Source organism: Mesorhizobium sp. M2A.F.Ca.ET.043.05.1.1 (assembly GCF_003952445.1).
Lineage (GTDB): Bacteria > Pseudomonadota > Alphaproteobacteria > Rhizobiales > Rhizobiaceae > Mesorhizobium.
Genome location: NZ_CP034446.1, coordinates 5,799,504 through 5,818,778 on the forward strand (window position 1 = coordinate 5,799,504; position 19,275 = coordinate 5,818,778).

Annotated in this window: 16 protein-coding genes and 3 pseudogenes; 13 read left to right on the forward strand and 6 right to left on the reverse strand. The window is 61.8% G+C overall.

Going from position 1 to position 19,275, the window contains the following annotated elements; all coding sequences use genetic code 11:
- The first annotated feature begins 70 nt into the window (after positions 1–70).
- Positions 71–703: an acyl-homoserine-lactone synthase gene (locus tag EJ069_RS27910; RefSeq protein ID WP_126057769.1), complete on the forward strand. Its 633-nt coding sequence runs from the start codon at positions 71–73 to the stop codon at positions 701–703.
- 366 nt (positions 704–1,069) lie between these two features.
- Here the strand turns inward: EJ069_RS27910 and EJ069_RS33555 are convergent, their stop codons facing one another.
- Positions 1,070–1,318 carry a DUF6074 family protein gene (locus tag EJ069_RS33555; protein ID WP_063169245.1) on the reverse strand — a complete coding sequence of 83 codons (249 nt, stop codon included), beginning with the start codon at positions 1,316–1,318 and terminating at the stop codon, positions 1,070–1,072.
- A 599-nt stretch (positions 1,319–1,917) separates the two neighbouring features.
- On the opposite strand from EJ069_RS33555, the gene EJ069_RS27920 reads away from it, so the two are divergent.
- The 3 genes from EJ069_RS27920 to EJ069_RS27925 all read left to right on the forward strand — a co-directional run bounded on the left by EJ069_RS27920 (position 1,918) and on the right by EJ069_RS27925 (position 2,935).
- A complete protein-coding gene (locus EJ069_RS27920; protein WP_245454734.1) occupies positions 1,918–2,388 on the forward strand; it encodes a hypothetical protein in 471 nt (156 codons plus the stop codon).
- Positions 2,381–2,515: a hypothetical protein gene (locus EJ069_RS33840; RefSeq protein ID WP_256754986.1), complete on the forward strand. Its 135-nt coding sequence runs from the start codon at positions 2,381–2,383 to the stop codon at positions 2,513–2,515. Before EJ069_RS27920 ends, EJ069_RS33840 begins: the two co-directional genes overlap by 8 nt.
- Positions 2,516–2,689: 174 nt before the next feature.
- Entirely contained in the window at positions 2,690–2,935 is a 246-nt protein-coding gene (locus EJ069_RS27925; RefSeq protein WP_063169243.1) for a hypothetical protein, read from the forward strand.
- Positions 2,936–3,124: 189 nt separating this feature from the next.
- On the opposite strand, the gene EJ069_RS27930 is transcribed toward EJ069_RS27925, so the two are convergent.
- The gene (locus tag EJ069_RS27930; protein ID WP_024505560.1) at positions 3,125–3,514 is read right to left on the reverse strand and encodes a hypothetical protein; all 390 of its coding nucleotides are present in this window, start codon (positions 3,512–3,514) and stop codon (positions 3,125–3,127) included.
- 707 nt (positions 3,515–4,221) lie between these two features.
- Between EJ069_RS27930 and EJ069_RS27935 the strand changes: the two genes are divergently transcribed.
- The gene (locus EJ069_RS27935) at positions 4,222–5,421 is read left to right on the forward strand and encodes a cation:dicarboxylase symporter family transporter (RefSeq protein ID WP_306462679.1); all 1,200 of its coding nucleotides are present in this window, start codon (positions 4,222–4,224) and stop codon (positions 5,419–5,421) included.
- 6 nt (positions 5,422–5,427) lie between these two features.
- On the opposite strand, the gene EJ069_RS33560 is transcribed toward EJ069_RS27935, so the two are convergent.
- Complete coding sequence (locus EJ069_RS33560; RefSeq protein WP_245454735.1) at positions 5,428–5,997, reverse strand: hypothetical protein; 570 nt, start codon at positions 5,995–5,997, stop codon at positions 5,428–5,430.
- Positions 5,998–6,608: 611 nt separating this feature from the next.
- Between EJ069_RS33560 and EJ069_RS27945 the strand changes: the two genes are divergently transcribed.
- Positions 6,609–7,610 carry a zincin-like metallopeptidase domain-containing protein gene (locus EJ069_RS27945; RefSeq protein WP_126059319.1) on the forward strand — a complete coding sequence of 334 codons (1,002 nt, stop codon included), beginning with the start codon at positions 6,609–6,611 and terminating at the stop codon, positions 7,608–7,610.
- A 157-nt stretch (positions 7,611–7,767) separates the two neighbouring features.
- On the opposite strand, the gene groL is transcribed toward EJ069_RS27945, so the two are convergent.
- From groL to EJ069_RS27960, 3 genes and pseudogenes are all read right to left on the reverse strand, one after another.
- Positions 7,768–9,435 carry a chaperonin GroEL gene (gene groL, locus EJ069_RS27950; protein WP_126063928.1) on the reverse strand — a complete coding sequence of 556 codons (1,668 nt, stop codon included), beginning with the start codon at positions 9,433–9,435 and terminating at the stop codon, positions 7,768–7,770.
- Between the two features lie 65 nt (positions 9,436–9,500).
- Positions 9,501–9,794: pseudogene (gene groES, locus EJ069_RS27955) on the reverse strand (co-chaperone GroES); the annotation flags it as partial.
- Positions 9,795–9,856: 62 nt separating this feature from the next.
- Complete coding sequence (locus EJ069_RS27960; protein WP_063169239.1) at positions 9,857–10,204, reverse strand: hypothetical protein; 348 nt, start codon at positions 10,202–10,204, stop codon at positions 9,857–9,859.
- Between the two features lie 1,009 nt (positions 10,205–11,213).
- Here EJ069_RS27960 and EJ069_RS27965 point away from each other — a divergent pair.
- From EJ069_RS27965 to EJ069_RS27995, 7 genes and pseudogenes are all read left to right on the forward strand, one after another.
- Complete coding sequence (locus EJ069_RS27965) at positions 11,214–11,537, forward strand: DUF736 domain-containing protein (RefSeq protein WP_024505644.1); 324 nt, start codon at positions 11,214–11,216, stop codon at positions 11,535–11,537.
- A 181-nt stretch (positions 11,538–11,718) separates the two neighbouring features.
- The gene (locus EJ069_RS27970) at positions 11,719–11,988 is read left to right on the forward strand and encodes a helix-turn-helix domain-containing protein (RefSeq protein WP_024505645.1); all 270 of its coding nucleotides are present in this window, start codon (positions 11,719–11,721) and stop codon (positions 11,986–11,988) included.
- Positions 11,985–12,533 carry a S26 family signal peptidase gene (locus EJ069_RS27975; protein ID WP_024505646.1) on the forward strand — a complete coding sequence of 183 codons (549 nt, stop codon included), beginning with the start codon at positions 11,985–11,987 and terminating at the stop codon, positions 12,531–12,533. The genes EJ069_RS27970 and EJ069_RS27975 overlap by 4 nt, the downstream gene beginning before the upstream one ends.
- The gene (locus EJ069_RS27980) at positions 12,521–13,204 is read left to right on the forward strand and encodes a lytic transglycosylase domain-containing protein (RefSeq protein WP_024505647.1); all 684 of its coding nucleotides are present in this window, start codon (positions 12,521–12,523) and stop codon (positions 13,202–13,204) included. The genes EJ069_RS27975 and EJ069_RS27980 overlap by 13 nt, the downstream gene beginning before the upstream one ends.
- Before the next feature lie 177 nt (positions 13,205–13,381).
- On the forward strand, positions 13,382–15,352 hold the full coding sequence (gene rlxS / locus EJ069_RS27985) for a relaxase/mobilization nuclease RlxS (RefSeq protein WP_024505648.1): 1,971 nt from the start codon (positions 13,382–13,384) through the stop codon (positions 15,350–15,352).
- Positions 15,353–15,707: 355 nt separating this feature from the next.
- Positions 15,708–16,693, forward strand: a pseudogene (locus tag EJ069_RS27990) (ATP-binding protein).
- A gap of 17 nt (positions 16,694–16,710) precedes the next feature.
- A pseudogene (locus EJ069_RS27995) lies at positions 16,711–19,179 on the forward strand (S8 family peptidase).
- The last annotated feature ends 96 nt before the right edge of the window (positions 19,180–19,275 follow it).

Genomic DNA, 19,275 nt, shown 5'->3' on the forward strand with positions numbered 1-19,275 from the left:
AGGTCTACAGGCTGCATTCATGACGGCTTTGCCCTTCGATTGCGTGGACACATCCCGCACGGAGACGACAATGATGCAGCTGATAACACCCGACTGCTACGCCGAGTTTGCGAGCGAACTCAAGGAAATGCACGGACTTAGGTATCGGGTTTTCAAGAAGCGGCTCGATTGGGAAGTGCAGACCGAAGGCGAAATGGAAACGGACCCGTTTGACAGCCTGAACCCCGTCTACCTGCTTCTCAAGGGGTCCGATTGGCGAACTTGCGGCTGCGTCCGCCTTTTGCCGACCACCGGACCGACAATGTTGCGCGATACGTTTCCGACGCTGCTGGATGAGATGGTGGTCCCTGCGAGTGCCGATATCTGGGAGAGTAGTCGTTTCGCGCTCGATCTCCCTGCGACAGCGCCGAAGGCAGCTGGCGGCCTGGCCCAAGCAACCTACGAGCTCTTCGCGGGGATCATCGAATTCGGCTTGGCCAACAATCTCTCCGGGATCGTAACGGTGACAGATACGCGCATCGAAAGGATCCTTCGTCTCGCCACCTGGCCGTTGTCACGTATCGGACAGCCCAAGCAGGTCGGCAACACCGAGGCAGTCGCCGGCTTCCTCGATATTTCCTACGCCAGTCTCTTGCGCATCCGCTGGAGGGGACGCCTCAACGGGCCGGTGTTGTGGCAACCAGTTCTCATCCAATCGGCATAGCGCCTGCGGATGCTCAGCCGTGACTTGAGTTAAGTCTGCTCACGGCCGCCACCGCCGCCGTGAGGGTGAGCGGACCCGCCCCCACGAGCTTTCGACTGTTCCGGTCGATTGGCTCGCGCGGCCGGACTTTGGATTTCCGTAGGCGCAACCCGCAGTCCAGCGTGAGCACGCCAAAATGGCGCCCCTCCGCTTCGTCCAAAGAAGCCAACGTGGCTTCTGAGGTCGTCTTAGAATATTGGACCGGCCGCCGTGAGCGATCGCAACCTCAAACCTTTGCCGGTATGCCGGTTTGGCCGGACCGTCGGCCAGTCGGAGCAGTCCCCTGATAAGGACCCGAGCTGACGCGCGGTCCAACAGCGCCCGAGCCTATGCTTTGTGCATTACCGTTCGGTTGGCCATGTCGTCCAAGACCGCATGAAGAAGGCTTCCAACCTCCTGCGCAGCGAGCTCTGGCGCAATTCCTACATCGGACAATTGAATGAGCATTTTCTTGGCAGCACAGCGCCAGAACGCACTCGCCGCCTCGCCGTTCTTGGTCTCGAGGGCCTGGGCGATACTTTCGACCAATATACGTCGCCGATGCAGCGGAAATACGCAAATGTTTGATTCATGCATCAATCACCTCACAGATTCAGTTCCACAAAGAAAAACACCGGCGTCTTCAAAAGAGCCCCGCTAGCGCGGTGACGGTTCGCGGCGACATGACGAGTTCCACTTCCCCATCGACAAGCTATTGGGAGATGAGCCGCCGGACCGCATATCCGGGACCGCACATAAGGTGAACCACCATTGCTCATCCGGCTGCATTTTCCTGGGCCGTTCGACGAGGCGTTCCAGCCGAATTGACGTCCAATGACTTGATCTCTGAAAGGGCAGGGCGGTACGAATCACCCGATTGTTCCGCTGCTTACATTCCTGCGAGCTTGTGTATGAACGATTAAAGCGTGCCCGAGCCGTTCTTGGTGGCCGCCGCAGAAGGGAATCATGTCATCCGCTGCCTATCGTAGGCGGCGCGACTTCTAGCATGACTGCACTGCCCCGACAGGGCTTTGCAATCGCGCGTTTCGAAGCCTATGCTTTGGCATCGGCCGGCATTTACTTCGGTGCAGCCGACAGTAAGACGTACGCGCTCTTGCCCCGTTGGAAGAGAGCCTTGCCCGATCCCTCTTTCGCGACCAGGTGCTGAAGCCCTCACCCCGCAGGACTTCGCGCTTTTGCGACCATCGCTGCATCACGTCGAACCGGGCATCAAGGACCAGTTGGAGGTCGCGCATCAGCCGATCAAGAACGTATATTTTCCCGAGAGGGGCATCGCGTCGGTGGTCGCCACCATGACCGGCGGGCGGCAAGGTGAAGTCGGCATTGTCGGCTATGACGGGATGAAAGGAATTGCCGTCATTCTCGGAAAGGAAAGCACTACCTGGCGCCTGCCGGTTGAAAACCTTCGCCCTGCGATTAGCCCGTCGCTTCGCACCTCAGTGCTGGATTATGCCCACGCGTTCCTCGTCCAATCATGCCGGACGGCACTGGTCAATGGCCACTCCAAGATCGAAGAACGGCTGGCCCGCTGGCAGCTGATGGTCCACGACCGTGCGGAAGGAGATAAGATCCTCCCGACGCATGAATTTCTGGCGACCATGCTCGCGCCCACCGCCCGGGGTCACCACGGCCCTGCAAATGCTTGAGTATCGAGGACTGGTGCACGCCAAGCGCGGCGAGATCACGATCATCGACCGTGCCGGATTGATAAAGCTCACACATGGCGCTTATGACAAGGAGGAGCAGCGTTATTTCGGCCTGGCCGCTGCCTGAAGCATGTCGGTTGAAACGGGTTCAGCCGACGTCTCCTTGCCCCTCACCAGGTCGCCCAAAAGCATCAGCGGTTTTGAACGAATCGCAGCTATTGTCCGCAATCGGACATAGGCTTGAAGGCGGTCGAATTCGTGCCATAAGTCGGGTTGGTCAGGGTTCAGGGAGGAATTCGTCATGACCAATTCGTTTCACACCGTCACCGTCGAAAAAGCCGCAGAAGCCTATGTCCTTTCCAGGGGAAGGGTCCGCTTTCTCTCCATGGCGCAGGCGATCCGCGCCATCCGAACACTAATGCCGGCATGCAAGGCCACCGACCGCGAGTTGGAGGAACTGTTGGCGGCCGCTTCCTTCGTTCATGGCGTGCCCGTCGCCTTCGACACAAAAACAGCCGATGGTGTAGAACCACGGCTGCATTCCTAAGAGGGCATGCCGCGCCATGCAGACTGTCAGAGGGCATTCGTCAGATGGTAGTCCGCTAACTTAACTGCAGAGTCTAAAGGACGTGTTCCAGCATTGCGAACTCACCGATCGCTTTGTTGCCAAAGCTGCCAGCAAGCGATCGCCTCATCCAGCCGTTTGCACCATCTCATCACAGACATCATCGCGATGCTACCTGTCCAGCATATGTCCAGCATTTCGCAAGGCGGCCAGAAGGAGCCTCGCATAGCCTGTGACATCGATCTGGGCCTGCATCGAAAGGGGCATGCTGGTCCAGTTCTCCAACGGTGCAATGAAAGGTGAGAAGGTGCCATTGACTAGGCAACAACAGCTAACAAGGCCCTCTCGGTCCAATGCCACCACACCGATCTTGTCGCCTGGATATCCAATGGCTGCGACTCGCTGGACCTCCAGGTCACCGTCCACCCGCACGTCAAAAAGAAGGCTACCACGGCTCCTCGTGGCTATCTCAGCCGCCTTCTCATCAAAGCTTGAAGAGAGCAAGCGGACGCTTTCCACCGCCATCTGGAAAATCACCAAATCCAGTTCATTCACGGCCATATGGGCATTTCCGCGCAACGGGTGGTGATTGCAATGACACATACTGCTTGTTCACAGATGTCGGTCACGAACGATCATTCGTCGGGTTCCGGTTCCGACCAACGGTGTCGCCACCTGATCGTGCTGCGGTTCGAACCTTCCGAACGCGAGCCGAGCGCGCTATGAGGTTGGAGTCTAGGTCTCGGACCCTGCCTCGCGGCCTTCTCATCTTTGGCAGACCCGTTGCAACGCCGCCGCGATGGCGCAAACGCCAGATGACGCTGATCCATCGCTTGATCGTGAACTGAGCTTCTGAACACCATTGGGACAGCAGGGTGGAAGGGCTTGACCAACGCTGCCCCCGTTTTCCAAGAGGACCCGTCCTCGATTGAATCTTTCGAGCCCCGTGCGGCGCGCAGCCAAATGATGACGATCTGGACTCAGCTCGCAGACCGCAAGGCAAAGAGGGAACCTTCCAGGCAGCCAAGCTGCTCGACGCAAAGAGCGGCCTTTGGAGTTCCCAAGAATCGACCCTTCCATAGTTGCGACAGGCAACCACTGCACGAGTGTGGGAGAGCGAATCGCAAGCATTGCGTGAGGTCCTGCGCGTTTTCCCCTCTTTGCTATTTGGCACATCGTTTGCGCCGAAGTGGGCGCAGCGTTCGACCGGAGCACTGCATGGGAGAGGGAGGAGCCCCACCCCGATCCGGTCAAGGAGAGAGACGGTGTTGGTTCCAAGAGTTCCCCGCGCGATCGCAGCGCCCCGCAAGCGCCATTTTGCCCGGACCTACGTGCAGGTACTTGCCGCCATAATCCTGGGTGCCGCAATCGGCTATTTCCATTTGGAGACCGGCCACAGCCTGAAGCCGCTCGGCGATGCCTTCGTCGATGTCGTCAAGATAATCACCGTACCTGTCATCTTCCTGACAATGGCGACCGGCATTGCCGGCATGAGCGATCTGCAGAAGGTCGGCCGAGTTGCCGCCAAGGCGATGGTCTATTTTCTCACCTTTTCGACGCTCGCTTTTGTTGTCGGGCTGATTGTCGCGAATATCGTTCAGCCTGGCGCCGGCCTCAACATCGATCCGGCCTCGCTCGATGTCCAAGCCGTTAAGGGCTATGTGGCCACGGCTCACGAGCAGTCCGTGACCAGCTTCCTGATGAACATCATCCCGTCAACGATTGCCAATGCCTTCGCGGAAGGCGACATCCTGCAAGTCTTGTTCCTCTCGGTCCTGTTCGGCGCGGTCTGCCGCTACAACGGCCGCTCGCTCTTCTCTCTCGTCCGATACATCAAGGACGAGCTGCTGCTCGCAATGTCCTCCTCAGAGGCCGCGCTGGCCTCGCTCATGGAGAAGATGGAAAGGGCCGGCGCCACGCATTCGGTCGTGGGTCTCATTCCATTCAATCTGGACGGCACGAATATGATGCTCGCCGCCCTTTTCATCGCCCAAGCGACGAAAACTGATCTCCCGATCGGCTGCCGGATCCTCATGCTGTTTGTCGCATTGTTCCCTTCGAACGGAACAACCCGCATTACCGGTGCAGGCCTCGTCACAATGGCTGCAACGCTCTTTCTTGTTCCGGCCGCACCGGTCACCTCCGTGGGGCTTATTCTTGGCGTCGATCAGCTTATGTCCGAATGCCACGCGCTGACGGTTTTTCTCCGCAGCGTAGCGGCAACGCTGGCTGTCACCCGGTCCGGGGCGAGCGGGATAAACGACGATTCGGGGAGCGCCTCACTAGCGGACCGTTCAGCGCTCCGGCGGTGGACGGTCAAGTCGCCCGGCGTGGTGAACACAATTCCCCGTGCGAACGACGCTCAGCTATTGGGGTGGACCCGATGGCGCAAAGCCGTATTTGAGAAACCGCCAGATCGCACCGGCACCTGTGCGCCTGTAGCAACTGCGGGGCACGATCAAAACTGACCCATTTTACACCAAAAAGGCGGCCGTTGCTGCCACGCCGTCCATGGATTGGAGACTCATGTCTAAGCCGACTGCCATCACTGTCGCAGCTCTTCTTTTACTCCTCGCCTTGCTGGCGAGCCAATATAGCGCGAACCTGCACCGGCAGGCGTGGTCGACCGACAGGCAAAAGTGGAGCGGCGCATTCGACAACGATCTCCTTCGCCAATCGCCGGCAACCCGCAAGGCGATGCCGTTCTGGTCATATTCAATGACTACCACAACTGTCCGCATTGCAGACTGGCTGATATCAACTACCAAAAAGCCTTCAAGCATGAACCCAATCTGAAGCTTGTGATCAAACAGTTCCCGGTCCTGGGACCGGATTCCCAATTCCCAGCCTTCGCCGCACTCGCCTCGAGAAAACAGGGAAAGTTCGACGAATTCCACCGCGCCCTTATGATTTCCCCCAGTTGAAGGGTCACTCTCAAGATCGCAGCGCGTGTAGGCCTTGACGTTGAGCAGCTCAAGCGGGAATGCAAGATCCGGCCATCGCAGATGAAATGCGCGGTCCGCGCACTCGCGAAAGGTCTGCACTTAGACGGTACGCCCGCGTTGGTGGTCGGCGATATAGTGGTCGCCGACCTTGTGGACATGGCCAGCTTGCAACGCTTGCATCGCCGATGCGCGCTCAAAGCGTGCTGGCTCTCGTGCGGGGCAGCATCTGTAGACCGGCCACGCTGTTGTTGCCGGAGCGTGCCGTTTGTGGCAGCTGGCTTTGCTGTCGCTCCTCGTAATCTTGTTGCGGTCATCCAGCTGCCGTGGGCGCCAACAACAATCCTGAGCGCCCGCGCCTGAAGTCGCTGGCCGGGTGCTCGTGAACCGAGCCCGCTTTTCTTCGGCAAGCTCAGGCGGTCTTGGCCCTGCGGCATCGCCCCCTGGCGCGGGGCAGCCTTCGGCTGCTGACGGTCGCCGGCCTGTCGGCCGGCGTCTTTCTATTGTGGCCTTCCCCCTGGCGCAGGGTGGGCAGCACTCCCTTCTAGGCCCGCCGCGGCGTCCCGCAACCCTTCGCTTGTCGCTTTCGGGTCCTCCACTCCGTTCCGGTCCTGCTGATGCAGTCCGCCTCCGACGGCGGGCCTTTCCGGTCGCTTTTGCCGCCCACCCCGCTTCCGGGGAGGGCGCGCGATTGTAGAGCGGAGGACATCACGATGCGTGCAAACAACAAACGTTGCGGCAGCCGACAGGCTGGCGCAGACAGTGGCGGGCGCACCGGCGCCAGCCTTTATCAGGAAATCACCGACCGCATCATTGCCGAACTGGAGCGCGGCACCGTGCCATGGGTCAAGCCGTGGGGCAGGGCAAGGACAGGCCTCGGCCTGCCGCGGAATGCGGCCACCCAGCGCCGATATTCCGGCATCAATATCCTGATCCTGTGGGGCGCGGTCATCGAGCGCGGTTTCCCCAGCCAGAACTGGCTCACCTTCCGGCAGGCGCTTTCGCTTGGCGGCAATGTCAGGAAGGGCGAGCACGGCACCACCATCGTTCACGCTGACCGCTTTGTTCCCAAGAACGAAAAGCAACGCGCCGACACCGATGGCGACGAACCGCAGGCGGTGCCCTTCCTGAAGCGCTTCACCGTCTTCGATGTCGCGCAGTGCGATAATCTGCCCGAACATCTTTACGCCGCCGGCGAGCCTCTGCCTGAGCGCGAGATGGTCCCGCAGGCCGAGGCGCTCATTCATGCAACCGGCGCTGATTTTCGCATCGGCGGCGAGCGCGCCTTCTACATGCCCGGCAGCGACACCATACAGGTGCCGCCGCAGCCGGCTTTCTTCCACCAGATCGACTATTACCGGACCTGCTTTCACGAGCTTGGACACTGGACCGGCCACCCGAGGCGACTCGCGCGCGACCTGTCCGGCTCCTTCGGGTCCAACACCTATGCGCGCGAGGAACTGGTCGCCGAAATCGCATCAGCCTTCATCTGCAGCAGTCTCGGCATCGAGCCGAGCGTGCGCCATGCCGACTACATCGGCTCATGGCTGACGGTTTTGCGCGAGGACAACCGCGCCATCTTCCGCGCCGCAAGCCATGCCTCGAAAGCCGCCGATTTCCTGCTTGGCCGCAATGTCGATGTCGAAGGCGAGGCACATGCCGAAACCGCCTATGGGAGCGCGCAATCCTCACACGCGACCGCCTTGCGCCTCTGATGACGCAAAGCCGCGCGCAACCAACTCGACAGTTCTTTTGAGGTTGCCCTAACGCCGATGGCCGGCGTTGGCGTCGATCGTTCATCGGACCGAGGTTCGCAAAAAAAGAGGGCGGCATTGATGCCGCCCTCTCGTTGCGAAAGCTGCCAGAGCTGGATTAGAAATCCATGCCGCCCATGCCGCCCATGCCGCCGCCGCCCATGCCGCCAGGCATGCCGCCAGGCATGCCGCCGCCAGCCGACTCCTTCTTCGGAGCCTCCGCGATCATGGCTTCGGTGGTGACCAGCAGGCCGGCGACCGAGGCCGCGTCCTGAAGAGCCGTACGGACAACCTTGACCGGATCGACGATACCCATGGCGATCATGTCGCCATACTCGCCGGTCTGGGCGTTGTAGCCGAAGGTCGCGCCCTTGTTCTCAAGGATCTTGCCGGCAACGATCGATGCTTCCGCACCGGCGTTGGCCGCGATCTGGCGGGCCGGAGCCTGAAGCGCACGACGCACGATGTTGATGCCGGCGGCCTGGTCGGCATTGACGCCGGTGGCCTTGATGTTGGCCGAAGCGCGCAGCAGCGCGACGCCACCACCAGCAACGATGCCTTCTTCGACGGCCGCGCGGGTCGCGTTGAGGGCGTCATCGACGCGGTCCTTCTTTTCCTTGACTTCGACTTCCGTCGCACCGCCGACGCGGATCACCGCAACGCCGCCGGCGAGCTTCGCCAGACGTTCCTGCAGCTTCTCCTTGTCGTAGTCCGAAGTGGTCTCTTCGATCTGCTGCTTGATCTGGGCAACGCGGCCCTGGATCTCGGCCTTCTTGCCGGCGCCGTCGACGATGGTGGTGTTCTCCTTGGAGATCGACACCTTCTTGGCGCGGCCGAGCATGTTGAGGCCGACGTTCTCGAGCTTGATGCCGAGGTCTTCCGAGATGACCTGGCCACCGGTGAGGATGGCGATGTCTTCCAGCATGGCCTTGCGGCGATCACCGAAGCCCGGCGCCTTGACGGCGGCGATCTTCAGGCCGCCACGCAGCTTGTTGACGACCAGCGTGGCCAGAGCCTCGCCTTCGACGTCTTCCGAGATGATGAGCAGCGGCTTCGAGGTCTGCACGACGGCTTCGAGAACCGGCAGCATGGCCTGGAGGTTGGACAGCTTCTTCTCGTGCAGGAGGATGTAGACGTCCTCGAGCTCGGCAACCATCTTGTCGGCGTTGGTGACGAAGTAGGGCGAGAGGTAGCCGCGGTCGAACTGCATGCCTTCGACGACTTCGAGTTCGGTCTCGGCGGTCTTGGCTTCCTCAACCGTGATGACGCCTTCGTTGCCGACCTTCTGCATCGCTTCGGCGATCATCTTGCCGACCGAAGCATCGCCGTTGCCGGCGATGGTGCCGACCTGGGCAACCTCTTCGGAGGTCTTGATCTTCTTGGCGTTCTTGATCAGGGTCGCAACGACGTCGGTTACCGTGAGGTCGATGCCGCGCTTCAGGTCCATCGGGTTCATGCCGGCGGCAACGGCCTTGTGGCCTTCCTGGACGATCGACTGCGCCAGAACGGTCGCGGTCGTGGTGCCGTCGCCAGCGATGTCGTTGGTCTTCGAAGCAACTTCGCGGACCATCTGCGCGCCCATGTTTTCGAACTTGTCCTCAAGCTCGATTTCCTTGGCGACGGTGACGCCGTCCTTGGTGATGCGCGGGGCGCCGAACGACTTGTCGATGACCACGTTGCGGCCCTTGGGGCCGAGCGTGACCTTCACCGCGTCAGCGAGGATGTTGACACCGCGCAGCATGCGCTCGCGGGCATCGCGGGAGAATTTTACGTCTTTGGCAGCCATTTTTAGCTCCTGGCAGGGGCTTCAATCGAGCCCGGGAATTCAGTTGACGAAAGGGCCTGATATGAGCCGATGATGCCCATGATGTCGGATTCCTTCATGATCAGAAGGTCTTCGCCATTGAGCTTGACTTCCGTGCCCGACCACTTGCTGAACAGGATGCGGTCGCCGGCCTTGACGTCCAGCGGGACCAGCTTGCCAGCTTCGTCACGAGCGCCGAAGCCGACAGCGATGATCTCGCCTTCCTGCGGCTTTTCCTTTGCCGTGTCGGGGATGATGATCCCGCCAGCGGTCTTGGATTCGGATTCGACCCGGCGAACGACCACGCGGTCATGCAGCGGGCGGAACTTCGACTTTGCCATTTTCGGATTTTTCCCTGGTGCGCTGTTGAGGGGTTTTTGTTAGCACTCGCGATGGACGAGTGCTAACGCGATAGTGAGGTAGGCTGTAAGCGGGCACTCGTCAAGACGGACGAGGGCAGGCGAGGAGCTCTGGCCCCCTCCCCGGTGGAACCCAACGCATACGCGGCATCCGCGTTGATGGCTGCGAGCCCCACATTTCCATTGAATTCGGCGTCATGACGCCAACTTGCTCGCGCCGCTTCCAAGTCGTCAGTCGTGCTGCCGTCAGCACGAACATAGGGCTGCGCTTCACTTCCCGTCGAAGCCGCGGCAAGCAGCGTCGCCGTCAGCACGCTCCTTTGCAGATGCTTGCCAAAGGTGGACAGTGAGCGCACCTGCGCCGGGCTGTTGGTGCGAACGTAAGACGTCATTGACAACTCCTTTTTGCAAGTCGAGCCCCTTCTCCACCTTCGGCCGCCGTCGACGCGAAGAAGTCCGCATCGCGTTGAAGACGAGCTGCGAAAAAGAGAAAGATGTGTTTGATGGCTGCGGCCCCAACGGTGCCTTCAGATTTGAGATCACTTCCGCCGCGAGCGGCTGAAGCTCCTCGCAACGTCAAATCGAATCTGCTGCCAAGCCTCCAGGAAAGGAGAGCATTGCTCATCTCGCGCTTGTGCATGCAGTCAACCTTCGATCCGTGTTGCCACATCAAGAGCAAATGCCGTGCCAAAGCTCACTGGGAAGTGAACGCATGGCTCTCCCTGAAAACCTCACAAATCCAGCATGGTCAATTGTGCGGAACCCGACATGCGTCTTCTGCCACTGTCAGCTTTCGGACAGGCATGACGCGTTTCGCGCCGACCACCGGTCGATCGGTTTTGGGGCCGGTCTGTTCGCCTCATAAGAGCGCGTTACATTGCGTAGCGGTTTCCCGAGCGCCGCCACATGACACTGGACCTGCAGGTAGCACCGGCTTCTCATCCAGCCTTACTTTGGCCCCTCGCGTATCAAATTCCCGCTGGCGAGCCCTGCTTTCATAGATCGCACCATGCCGGATGTCTGCTCTGGCGCCCGACCCGCTGGCACGATCTCGATCCGGCATAAGGGCGCAGCATCTTTGCAGGCCGTTTCATCCCGGCGTCCTGCTTGGCTGACAGACCGCACTTGGCGAGCGGTCTCCATGCTCTCTCCAAGGACCATCCCTGCGGCTGGCTTGTCGACCTATGGGCGGGTCCGGCCGCCCGAAACCCTCGCGCCATCAGCTTTTTTCCCCGCCGCCTGCGGCGGCTTCCTCGCGCCGCTTCGCTCACAAAAAAGCTGCCCGCTCGGGTCCTTCACTGTCGCTGCGGCCCTGTCGGATTCAGGCGGTCCTGACGCGCCCATTACGGTGCGCCATCGCAGGGGATGGTCCCCGGCGAAACCACAAAAGGAGACTTCGAAATGACCGCGATCGGTTACGTCAACAAGCAGGAAAACGGCGCCTACAAGGGCCAGTTCAAGACGCTCAGCGTCCGCGCCGACATCGATATCGTCCCCAACCAGGCCAAGAGCGCCGATAACCATCCCGACTTCCGGGTGCTTACGCAAGGGGTCGAAGTCGGCGCTGGCTGGATCCGCACCGGCGAGACTTCCGGCAAGGATTATGTGAGCCTGTCGATTGCAGCGCCGGAGTTCGGACCGCGCAAGCTCTACGCCAATCTCGGCCGAGCCGCCGGCCAGGACGATCACGACACCTACGCCATCATCTGGAACCCGGCCGACTGACCGGCCGAGATAAGAGCCTCGCGCCGCAGCCCCGGCGCGGGGCTCATTCCCAGGAGTTCCACCCAAACCCCGTCCGCCCTAAAGGGCGGCGAAAACTCTCCCCCGACTCTTCGCCCGTCCCCGAGACGATCTCCCTCGCCCATCCTCGCCCTCGCTTGTCCGAAGCGAAACGAGGATCATCATGGACGACGAAAACGAACGCGCGGCCCGCGCGAAAAAGGGCAGCCCGTTTCTCAGCACAGCCCAAGCCGCCTTCTATATCGGGCTCTCCCAGCGCACGCTCGAAAAGATGCGGCTCAAGGGCGGCGGCCCGAAATTCCGCAAGCACGGCCGCTATGTCCGCTATCACATCGACGAACTCGACCATTGGTCGAAAGGACACCCGCAGCACTCCATCGCCGGCGATGGCAAGGCCGGTTCCGGCCAGGGCGGCACGGGAGGCCGTTCATGAGGCGGCGCCCTTCCATCCATCTGATCGGCAGCCGCCTGAGGCGTGTTCGAGCCCGTAAGACGGTCGCCTTGGCCGCGGCCGGTCTCGGTCTTTTGGGCTTCACGGCGCTGGGAAAGCCCGCCCCTTGGCTGGTCTGGAACGCCTCGGCCAGCGCGCCGATCGGCCTTTACCGCATCGCTGCGGGAGCGCTGGCGCGTGGCGATCTCGTGCTCGTGCGCCCGCCTGAATACGCGGCGTATCTCGCCGCCGAGCGCAGCTATCTGCCTCGCAATGTGCCGCTGGCAAAACGTCTTGCAGCGCTGCCGGACGATAATGTCTGCGCCTTCAATGACGCCATCATCATCGGCGGCGACATCGTCGCGCGCCGGCTCAAAATCGACGCCGAAGGCCGACCTTTGCCATGGTGGAACGGCTGCCGAGCGCTCGGGGATAACGAGGTTTTCCTGCTCGGCAGCGACAAAAACCGCTCCTTCGACAGCCGCTATTTCGGGCCTGTTCCCACTCAAAATGTCATCGGGAGGCTCGTACCACTATGGACCGAGTGACCCTCCTCTTGTTGGGCATGATCGCCATTGCGCCATGCGCCTGTTCCGCCTCGACCGGCGCTGAGCCGGTCGCCATCTCCCAAAGTCCGCAGCTGCGAAAGTGGCAGACGTTGGTATCGGAAGCAAGCCGGCGCTTCCATATTCCCCAAGCCTGGATCTATGCCGTCATGGCTGCCGAAAGCGGCGGCAAGACAATGCGCGGCGGCCGCCCCATCACCTCCCCCGCTGGCGCCATGGGCCTCATGCAGGTGATGCCCGGCACCTATGAAGAGATGCGGGTCGAACACGGCCTTGGGCCTAACCCCCACGATCCGCGCGACAATATCCTGGCCGGCACGGCCTATCTCAGTGCCATGTATGACCGCTTCGGATTTCCTGGCCTGTTTGGCGCCTACAATGCCGGTCCCGAGCGCTACGACGAGCATTTGAAGCGTGGCAAACCGCTGCCAGAAGAGACCGTCGAGTACCTCGACCAACTCAAGGCGGCCGGAGTTTCGGCGGCCGACATCGAGGCGTTCGAAAGCCAATCTGTCGCTCCAAAGGCGCAAATCGCTCCTCTCGGACGGTCGCTGTTCTTCATTCATGACGGTGTTCACTCAGGCGTGCGAAACGGCGATCTCTTCGTGCCGCTCGGCAAGGACGGCGCGCAGCCGAAGGAGCCGGTGCGTTAGCCATGGCGGACGGGGCGCGTCTGGCGGGGCTGGGCGCGGAAGGCAAGATAAAGGTACCGCCTCCAGGAGGCGGTTAAATCTTTGTCTGCACATCGTTTTTCCGGGAGGCTGCCGCCGGTGCCAAGAGGGTTTGACGTGTAAGTGTCTGATTTTGCTTGATATGTCTGGGAGGCTCGCATTAAGGATGACGAGTTCAGGCCGAAGCTCGGCAAAATCGGGTCGCGCGGCTCGAAGGCCGGCAAACGCTATGCCGGCCAGGTTCGTGCGGCGATCAACCGGGCTGGCGGCCGGCCGCAACGCGGTGGTCGCTTCACAGGAAGCCGGACAGGGCGCGGCGGGGCGGCCGCCGCACTGCTGAAATCGCGCGACCGGTATGCCGCCTTCCGCCAGCGCCGGGTGATCGTCAAGGCGCGGGTCGTCAAGCTCGCCGGCAAGGGCGCGGACGGGGCGCGTGCCCATCTACGCTATCTTCAGCGCGACGGGGTCACCCGCGAAGGTGAACCTGGCGAGCTCTACGGCGCCGACAGCGGCCGCGTCGACGGCAAGGCGTTCATCGATCGCGCGGACGGCGACCGCCATCAGTTCCGCTTCATCGTCGCTGCCGAAGACGGCATCGAGTACGACGACCTCAAGGCGCTGACGCGGCGGCTCATGGCGCAGATGCAGGAAGACCTCGGCACGAAGCTCGACTGGGTCGCGGTCGATCATTTCAACACCGGCCACCCGCACAGCCACATCATCGTCCGTGGCAGGGACGACCGTGGCGAGAACCTGGTCATCGCGCGCGAATATATCTCATCTGGCATCCGCGAGCGGGCGGCCGAGCTGGTCAGCCTCGATCTCGGTCCGCGAACCGACCGCGAGATTGAGCTTCGCCTGCGCCGGGAAATGGAGCAGGAACGCTTCACCAGCATCGACCGTCGGCTGCTCAGCATGCGTGATGATGACGGCCTGGTCTCGCCGGGCGGTCCCGACGCCATTCGCCAGACGCTGCACCAGGGACGGCTGCGCAAGCTCGAGCGGATGGGTCTGGCCGCGGAGGTCGGCGCTGGCTCCTGGCGCCTCGACGATGAGCTCGAAGCCACGCTGCGCCGCACCGGCGAACGCGGCGACATCATCAAGACCATGCACCGCGAACTGACCGGCAAGGGGCTTGCCCGCAGGGCCGCCGACTGGGTGATCCACGATCGATCCGGCGAGCCCGTCCAGTCTCTCGTCGGTCGCGTTGTCGCGCGTGGACTGGCCGACGAGATCAATGACCGCCATTACATGATCGTCGACGCCGTCGACGGTAAGAGCCATTGGATCAACATCGGTAGAGGCGAGGCGATGGAAACGATGCCTAATGGCTGCATCGTGCGTGTCGCGCCAAGGAACACCGAGCCGAGGCAGGTCGATCGTACCATCGCCGAAATCGCCGCCGCGCATGGCGGCCGTTACGACGTCGATATGCACCTGAAGCATGACCCATCCGCCACCGAGAGCTTTGCGCGAACGCATGTGCGGCGGCTGGAGGCGATCCGCCGCGCGACCGGCGGCGTCGAGCGAGAGCCGAACGGCACCTGGCTCATCGCGCCGGACCATCTCGATCGCGTCGCGAATTATGAGGGCCAGCGGGCCAGGGCCGAGCCTGTCGTTGCCGACAAGCTCTCCTCAATGGCGCTGGAGCGACAGGTCAGCTTCAACGGCGCCACCTGGCTCGACCGGGAGCTGGTTGCCGATAGACCCGAGCCTTTGCACGGATCCGGCTTCGGCCGCGACGTGAGAGAGGCGCAAGCTCGCCGGCGGCAGTGGCTGATCGCGCAAGGCCTCGCGCATAAAGAACAGGATGGGATCGTCTATCGAGCCAACATGCTTTCGATCCTGCGCCAGCGAGAACTGAACCGTGTTGCTGGCCAACTGTCGGAGGAACTTGGCCTGCCCTATGCCGAAGCGCGATCCGGAGGACGAGTAGAGGGTACGCTCCGCCGCTCCGTCGAGCTTGCCAGCGGAAAATATGCCGTCGTTGAAAAGTCGCGCGAGTTCACGCTGGTGCCATGGCGGCCGGTGCTTGAGCGCCATGTGGGCAAGGAGGTCTCCGGTGTCGTAAGTGGGGAGGGGATTTCATGGACCGTCGGCCGGCAAAGGAGCGGACCTGGTGTTTCGTGAGATGGTGTACAGCTTTTTAGCCAGCGGCGCGGGCAGCCATGCGAGCCCGCGTAGACCTTATGGCCGCACGCCCGCAATCGGTCGCATGGACCTGCCAGGCGGGGCGGCTTTGGAGCGTTCGGACCCGACACGCTGCGTGAGTGGCCAGACTTCGAGCGCTCGAAGATGCGGACTGTTGTCTGCTGGCCGGCGTTATTCCGGCTGGCCTATGACCGCGGCGCAACAGTTCACCGCTGAAGTTGCCACGGGCGAACATCGACAAGAGAAAAAACACCATTGCGCGATACAAATCGCCGTTGAAAGCGTTTAGGTTGCATGCGCTTCGCCAAGTAAACGGATACCCCAGAAGAGAGCCATGACCACGGCCCGCCATATCGTGACGCTGCTTAAAAGCCACATTGCCGGCGACGAGGATCGTTTCCTCTCTATCGCGATGCAGCTTGCTGCGCATGAGGCACGTCAAGGCCATGGTAAGCTTGCTCAGGAGCTCAAGGATCTGGTCGACGCAGCCAAGAGCAGGGACGCCCGGATTGTCAAGAGCAGTCGGCCGGTTCCCCTTTTTCAGCCAAAGGGCGAGCTCGCAGGGCTCCTGCATGTGCGCTATCCGGACCTGCGACTGACCGACATGATTTTGCCGGACAGTCTGCGCTCGCGCCTGCACCGCGTGCTGGGAGAGCAGCGCCAACAAGCAAGCTTGCGCGAGCACGGGCTTGTTCCCCGTCGCAAACTGCTTCTGGTCGGCCCGCCAGGATCAGGCAAGACGATGACCGCATCGGCATTGGCCGGGGAGCTTCATCTGCCCCTTTTCACGATCGTCCTCGATGGTTTGATCACCAAGTTCATGGGAGAGACTGCCGGAAAGCTGCGGCTTGTTTTTGATGCAATGCAGGCGACGCGGGGCGTCTACTTCTTTGACGAATTCGATGCCATCGGCGCGCGTCGAGGCGAACGCCAGGATGTTGGCGAGATTCGGCGCGTGCTGAATTCGTTTCTGCAGTTTCTCGAGCAAGACGACAGCCACAGCCTGATTATTGCGGCAACAAATCATCCCGAGCTGCTCGACAGAGCTTTGTTCCGCCGTTTCGACGATGTCATCGAATACGCCGTGCCCGATCGGCCGATTATAGAGGCGCTGCTTCGGGCTCGACTCGACCGCTTCGACACCAGAGGGCTTGCCTGGAACGAGGCGATCTCTCAGGCAGAGAGACTGTCGCAGGCCGAGATCACGCGCGCGGCCGACGACGCTGCAAAAACCATCATATTGCGGGGGGGAAGCGGATCACCTCGGAAGCGCTCATCGACGCTCTGAAGGAACGCCGGCAGGCGTCGCTGTTTGAGTAGCGACAGCACAGATCATAATGGCAGACGATTTTCCGCGCGACCGCGCCCATATCCACCTTCGCAACAACGGCATTCGGGAAGCCTATCGGCGGCCCAACCAACTTATACATGCACCGCCGCTGCCGGCGCGTGATCGGGCGTCGCATGCTGCGGCCTTGACGCAATCCATCGAACAAGCGGTCGAAAGTGCACGCCAGCAGATTGCGGCGCGTGACCCCCAGCTGTCGGTCGGCACGCCTGGCTTTTACCTCGCGATCGATCTGCCCATGTCCGGACGGGCGGCCCTCGACCAGTTGGCCGATCGTCGCCAGCACATGGAGCTGGTCGCCGTCCATGAGCCAACTCAACCCGGTGCTCCCATCACAGCGTCGGTGTTCCTGCCGCAAAGCGCGCAAGCCTATTATTTGCGGAAAGTCGAGGCGTATCGAGACGTTGATACTGACCGCGGCAGACCGCGCAACGAGCCGCTCGTCTCCCGCATGGAGACAGTCAGGCTGGCGACTGCACGATCGTTGTTTACCGACCACGACGACCTCTTCCCCCAGGCCGCTGACGAGCAGGTGTGGTGGGAAGTCTGGCTGCGCGACGGTCGCCGCGAGAACTTCGAGCACATTGCCGAAGCCCTGAACATCACTTTGCGCACGCATGCGGTTAGGTTTCCGGAGCGGGTGGTCATGCTGGCCCTCGCCAGCACGGCAATGCTCGACCGCATGATTGCGCACAGCGATGTCGTCGCCGAGCTGCGGCGCGCGAAGGATACGCCGTCCTTCTTCCTGGGCCTTGGCGGCGCGGAGCAAAGGGACTGGAGCGACGAGCTTCTCGGGCGCGTCAGACCGCCTCAATCCGATATTGCGGTCTGCATTCTCGACAGCGGCGTGCGTCGCACCCACCCGTTGATCGAACCCGCACTTGCCGTTTAAGACTGGCACACCGTCAAACCGGCATGGGGCAGCGACGACACACCTGCGTGGAGCGGCCACGGGACGCGAATGGCAGGTGTCGGCCTGTACGGTGATCTGGTCCCGCTCCTGGTCGGAGGCGATCCAGTTCCATTGCCCTTTCGGCTGGAGAGTGTTCGTATCCTTCCGCCAGAAGACGAGGCAAACGATCCAGAACTCTATGGCGCGATCACCGCGGAAGCGATCGCCCGCGCCGAGGTGCAGGCGCCGGAGCGCCGCCGCGCGATCGCAATGGCTGTGACAAGCGCCAGTCCGGCGCGTGGAAGGCCCACATCGTGGTCTGCCGCTATCGACCAACTCTGTTTCGAAGAGGAACAGCGACGCTTGATCGTTCTCTCTGCCGGCAACATCGGCGATGACCTCATGCCGGCCGAGCATTTGACGCGCAACGATCTGGAAGCAGTCGATGATCCTTCTCAGGCCTGGAATGCGCTGACGGTCGGCGCTTTCACAGAAAAGGTCGATATCATTGACACCGACTTTTCGGGCTACGCTCCGATCGCGCCGGTCGGCGAGCTCTCGCCGCGCAGTCGCACTTCGGTCGTTTGGGACAGGCAGTGGCCGGTGAAGCCCGAGGTCGTCTTCGAAGGCGGCAATCTCGCCCATGACGGTGTGTTGCCCGGCGAGCCGATCGACGATCTGCAGATATTGACCACTTTCTGTCGACCCGAACTGCGCCACTTCACCACCCTCGGAGATACGAGCGCGGCAACGGCCCATGCCGCACGGATGGCGGGACTAATTCTATCAGCGCGCCCCGAGCTGTGGCCTGAATCGGTTCGCGCCCTGATCGTCCACTCGGCCGAATGGACTCCGGCGATGCGCGCACGCATCGATGCGTGCAACGGAGCGAAGGGCGAGATCCAGGCGCTCGTGCGGCGCTATGGTTACGGCGTGCCAGATCTTGGGCGCGCGCTTCTGTCAACGGTGAACGACCTCACGCTTATCGTTGAAGATGAGCTTCAGCCTTTCCAGCGCGAGGGCGGCGCGGCTGCCAAAACGCGTGACATGAAGCTGCATCGCCTGCCTTGGCCGAAGGAGCAGCTCGCGGCGCTCGGCGCTGCCCAGGTCGAGCTCCGCGTCACGCTGTCCTATTTCATCGAACCCAACCCCGGTGAACGCGGATGGACCCGCCGGCATCGTTACGCGTCCCATGGTCTTCGGTTCAGAGTAAAGTCAGCGACCGAGACAGTCGACGAATTCCGAGCCCGCATCAATCAGGCCGCTCGGGACGAGGAGGAAGGGGCGCCTGCTGGAGGCGGAGAAGAGTGGCTGCTCGGCACCTTCCGCGATCGCGGCTCGTTGCACGCCGATTTCTGGTCGGGCAGCGCCGCCGATCTCGCCGAGCGTGACGCGATCGGCGTGTTCCCGGTCGGGGGCTGGTGGAAGGAGAAGCCTTACCTGGAACGCGTCGACGCTCTGGCTCGGTACGCCCTGATTGTGACGATTCGGGCGCCTGGGGTCGATGTTGACATCTTCACACCCGTCGAAGCAGCCCTGACTGTCGAGACGTCGGTCGAGACCTGATGCAGCACTGTCCAAACCGGCCAACAACGGAGGTTTGACCAGCCTCTGGTGCCATGGCGGCTGGTGCTGGATCATCACGTCGGCACGGGATCATGC

What these genes read in the sequence shown, in the direction of transcription:
- EJ069_RS27910 (WP_126057769.1), top strand. Translation starts at nt 71, where the DNA reads ATGATGCAGCTGATAACACCCGACTGCTACGCCGAGTTTGCGAGCGAA.
- EJ069_RS33555 (WP_063169245.1), bottom strand. Translation starts at nt 1,318, where the DNA reads ATGCATGAATCAAACATTTGCGTATTTCCGCTGCATCGGCGACGTATA.
- EJ069_RS33840 (WP_256754986.1), top strand. Translation starts at nt 2,381, where the DNA reads ATGCTTGAGTATCGAGGACTGGTGCACGCCAAGCGCGGCGAGATCACG.
- EJ069_RS27925 (WP_063169243.1), top strand. Translation starts at nt 2,690, where the DNA reads ATGACCAATTCGTTTCACACCGTCACCGTCGAAAAAGCCGCAGAAGCC.
- EJ069_RS27930 (WP_024505560.1), bottom strand. Translation starts at nt 3,514, where the DNA reads ATGGCCGTGAATGAACTGGATTTGGTGATTTTCCAGATGGCGGTGGAA.
- EJ069_RS27945 (WP_126059319.1), top strand. Translation starts at nt 6,609, where the DNA reads ATGCGTGCAAACAACAAACGTTGCGGCAGCCGACAGGCTGGCGCAGAC.
- groL (WP_126063928.1), bottom strand. Translation starts at nt 9,435, where the DNA reads ATGGCTGCCAAAGACGTAAAATTCTCCCGCGATGCCCGCGAGCGCATG.
- EJ069_RS27960 (WP_063169239.1), bottom strand. Translation starts at nt 10,204, where the DNA reads ATGACGTCTTACGTTCGCACCAACAGCCCGGCGCAGGTGCGCTCACTG.
- EJ069_RS27965 (WP_024505644.1), top strand. Translation starts at nt 11,214, where the DNA reads ATGACCGCGATCGGTTACGTCAACAAGCAGGAAAACGGCGCCTACAAG.
- EJ069_RS27970 (WP_024505645.1), top strand. Translation starts at nt 11,719, where the DNA reads ATGGACGACGAAAACGAACGCGCGGCCCGCGCGAAAAAGGGCAGCCCG.
- EJ069_RS27975 (WP_024505646.1), top strand. Translation starts at nt 11,985, where the DNA reads ATGAGGCGGCGCCCTTCCATCCATCTGATCGGCAGCCGCCTGAGGCGT.
- EJ069_RS27980 (WP_024505647.1), top strand. Translation starts at nt 12,521, where the DNA reads ATGGACCGAGTGACCCTCCTCTTGTTGGGCATGATCGCCATTGCGCCA.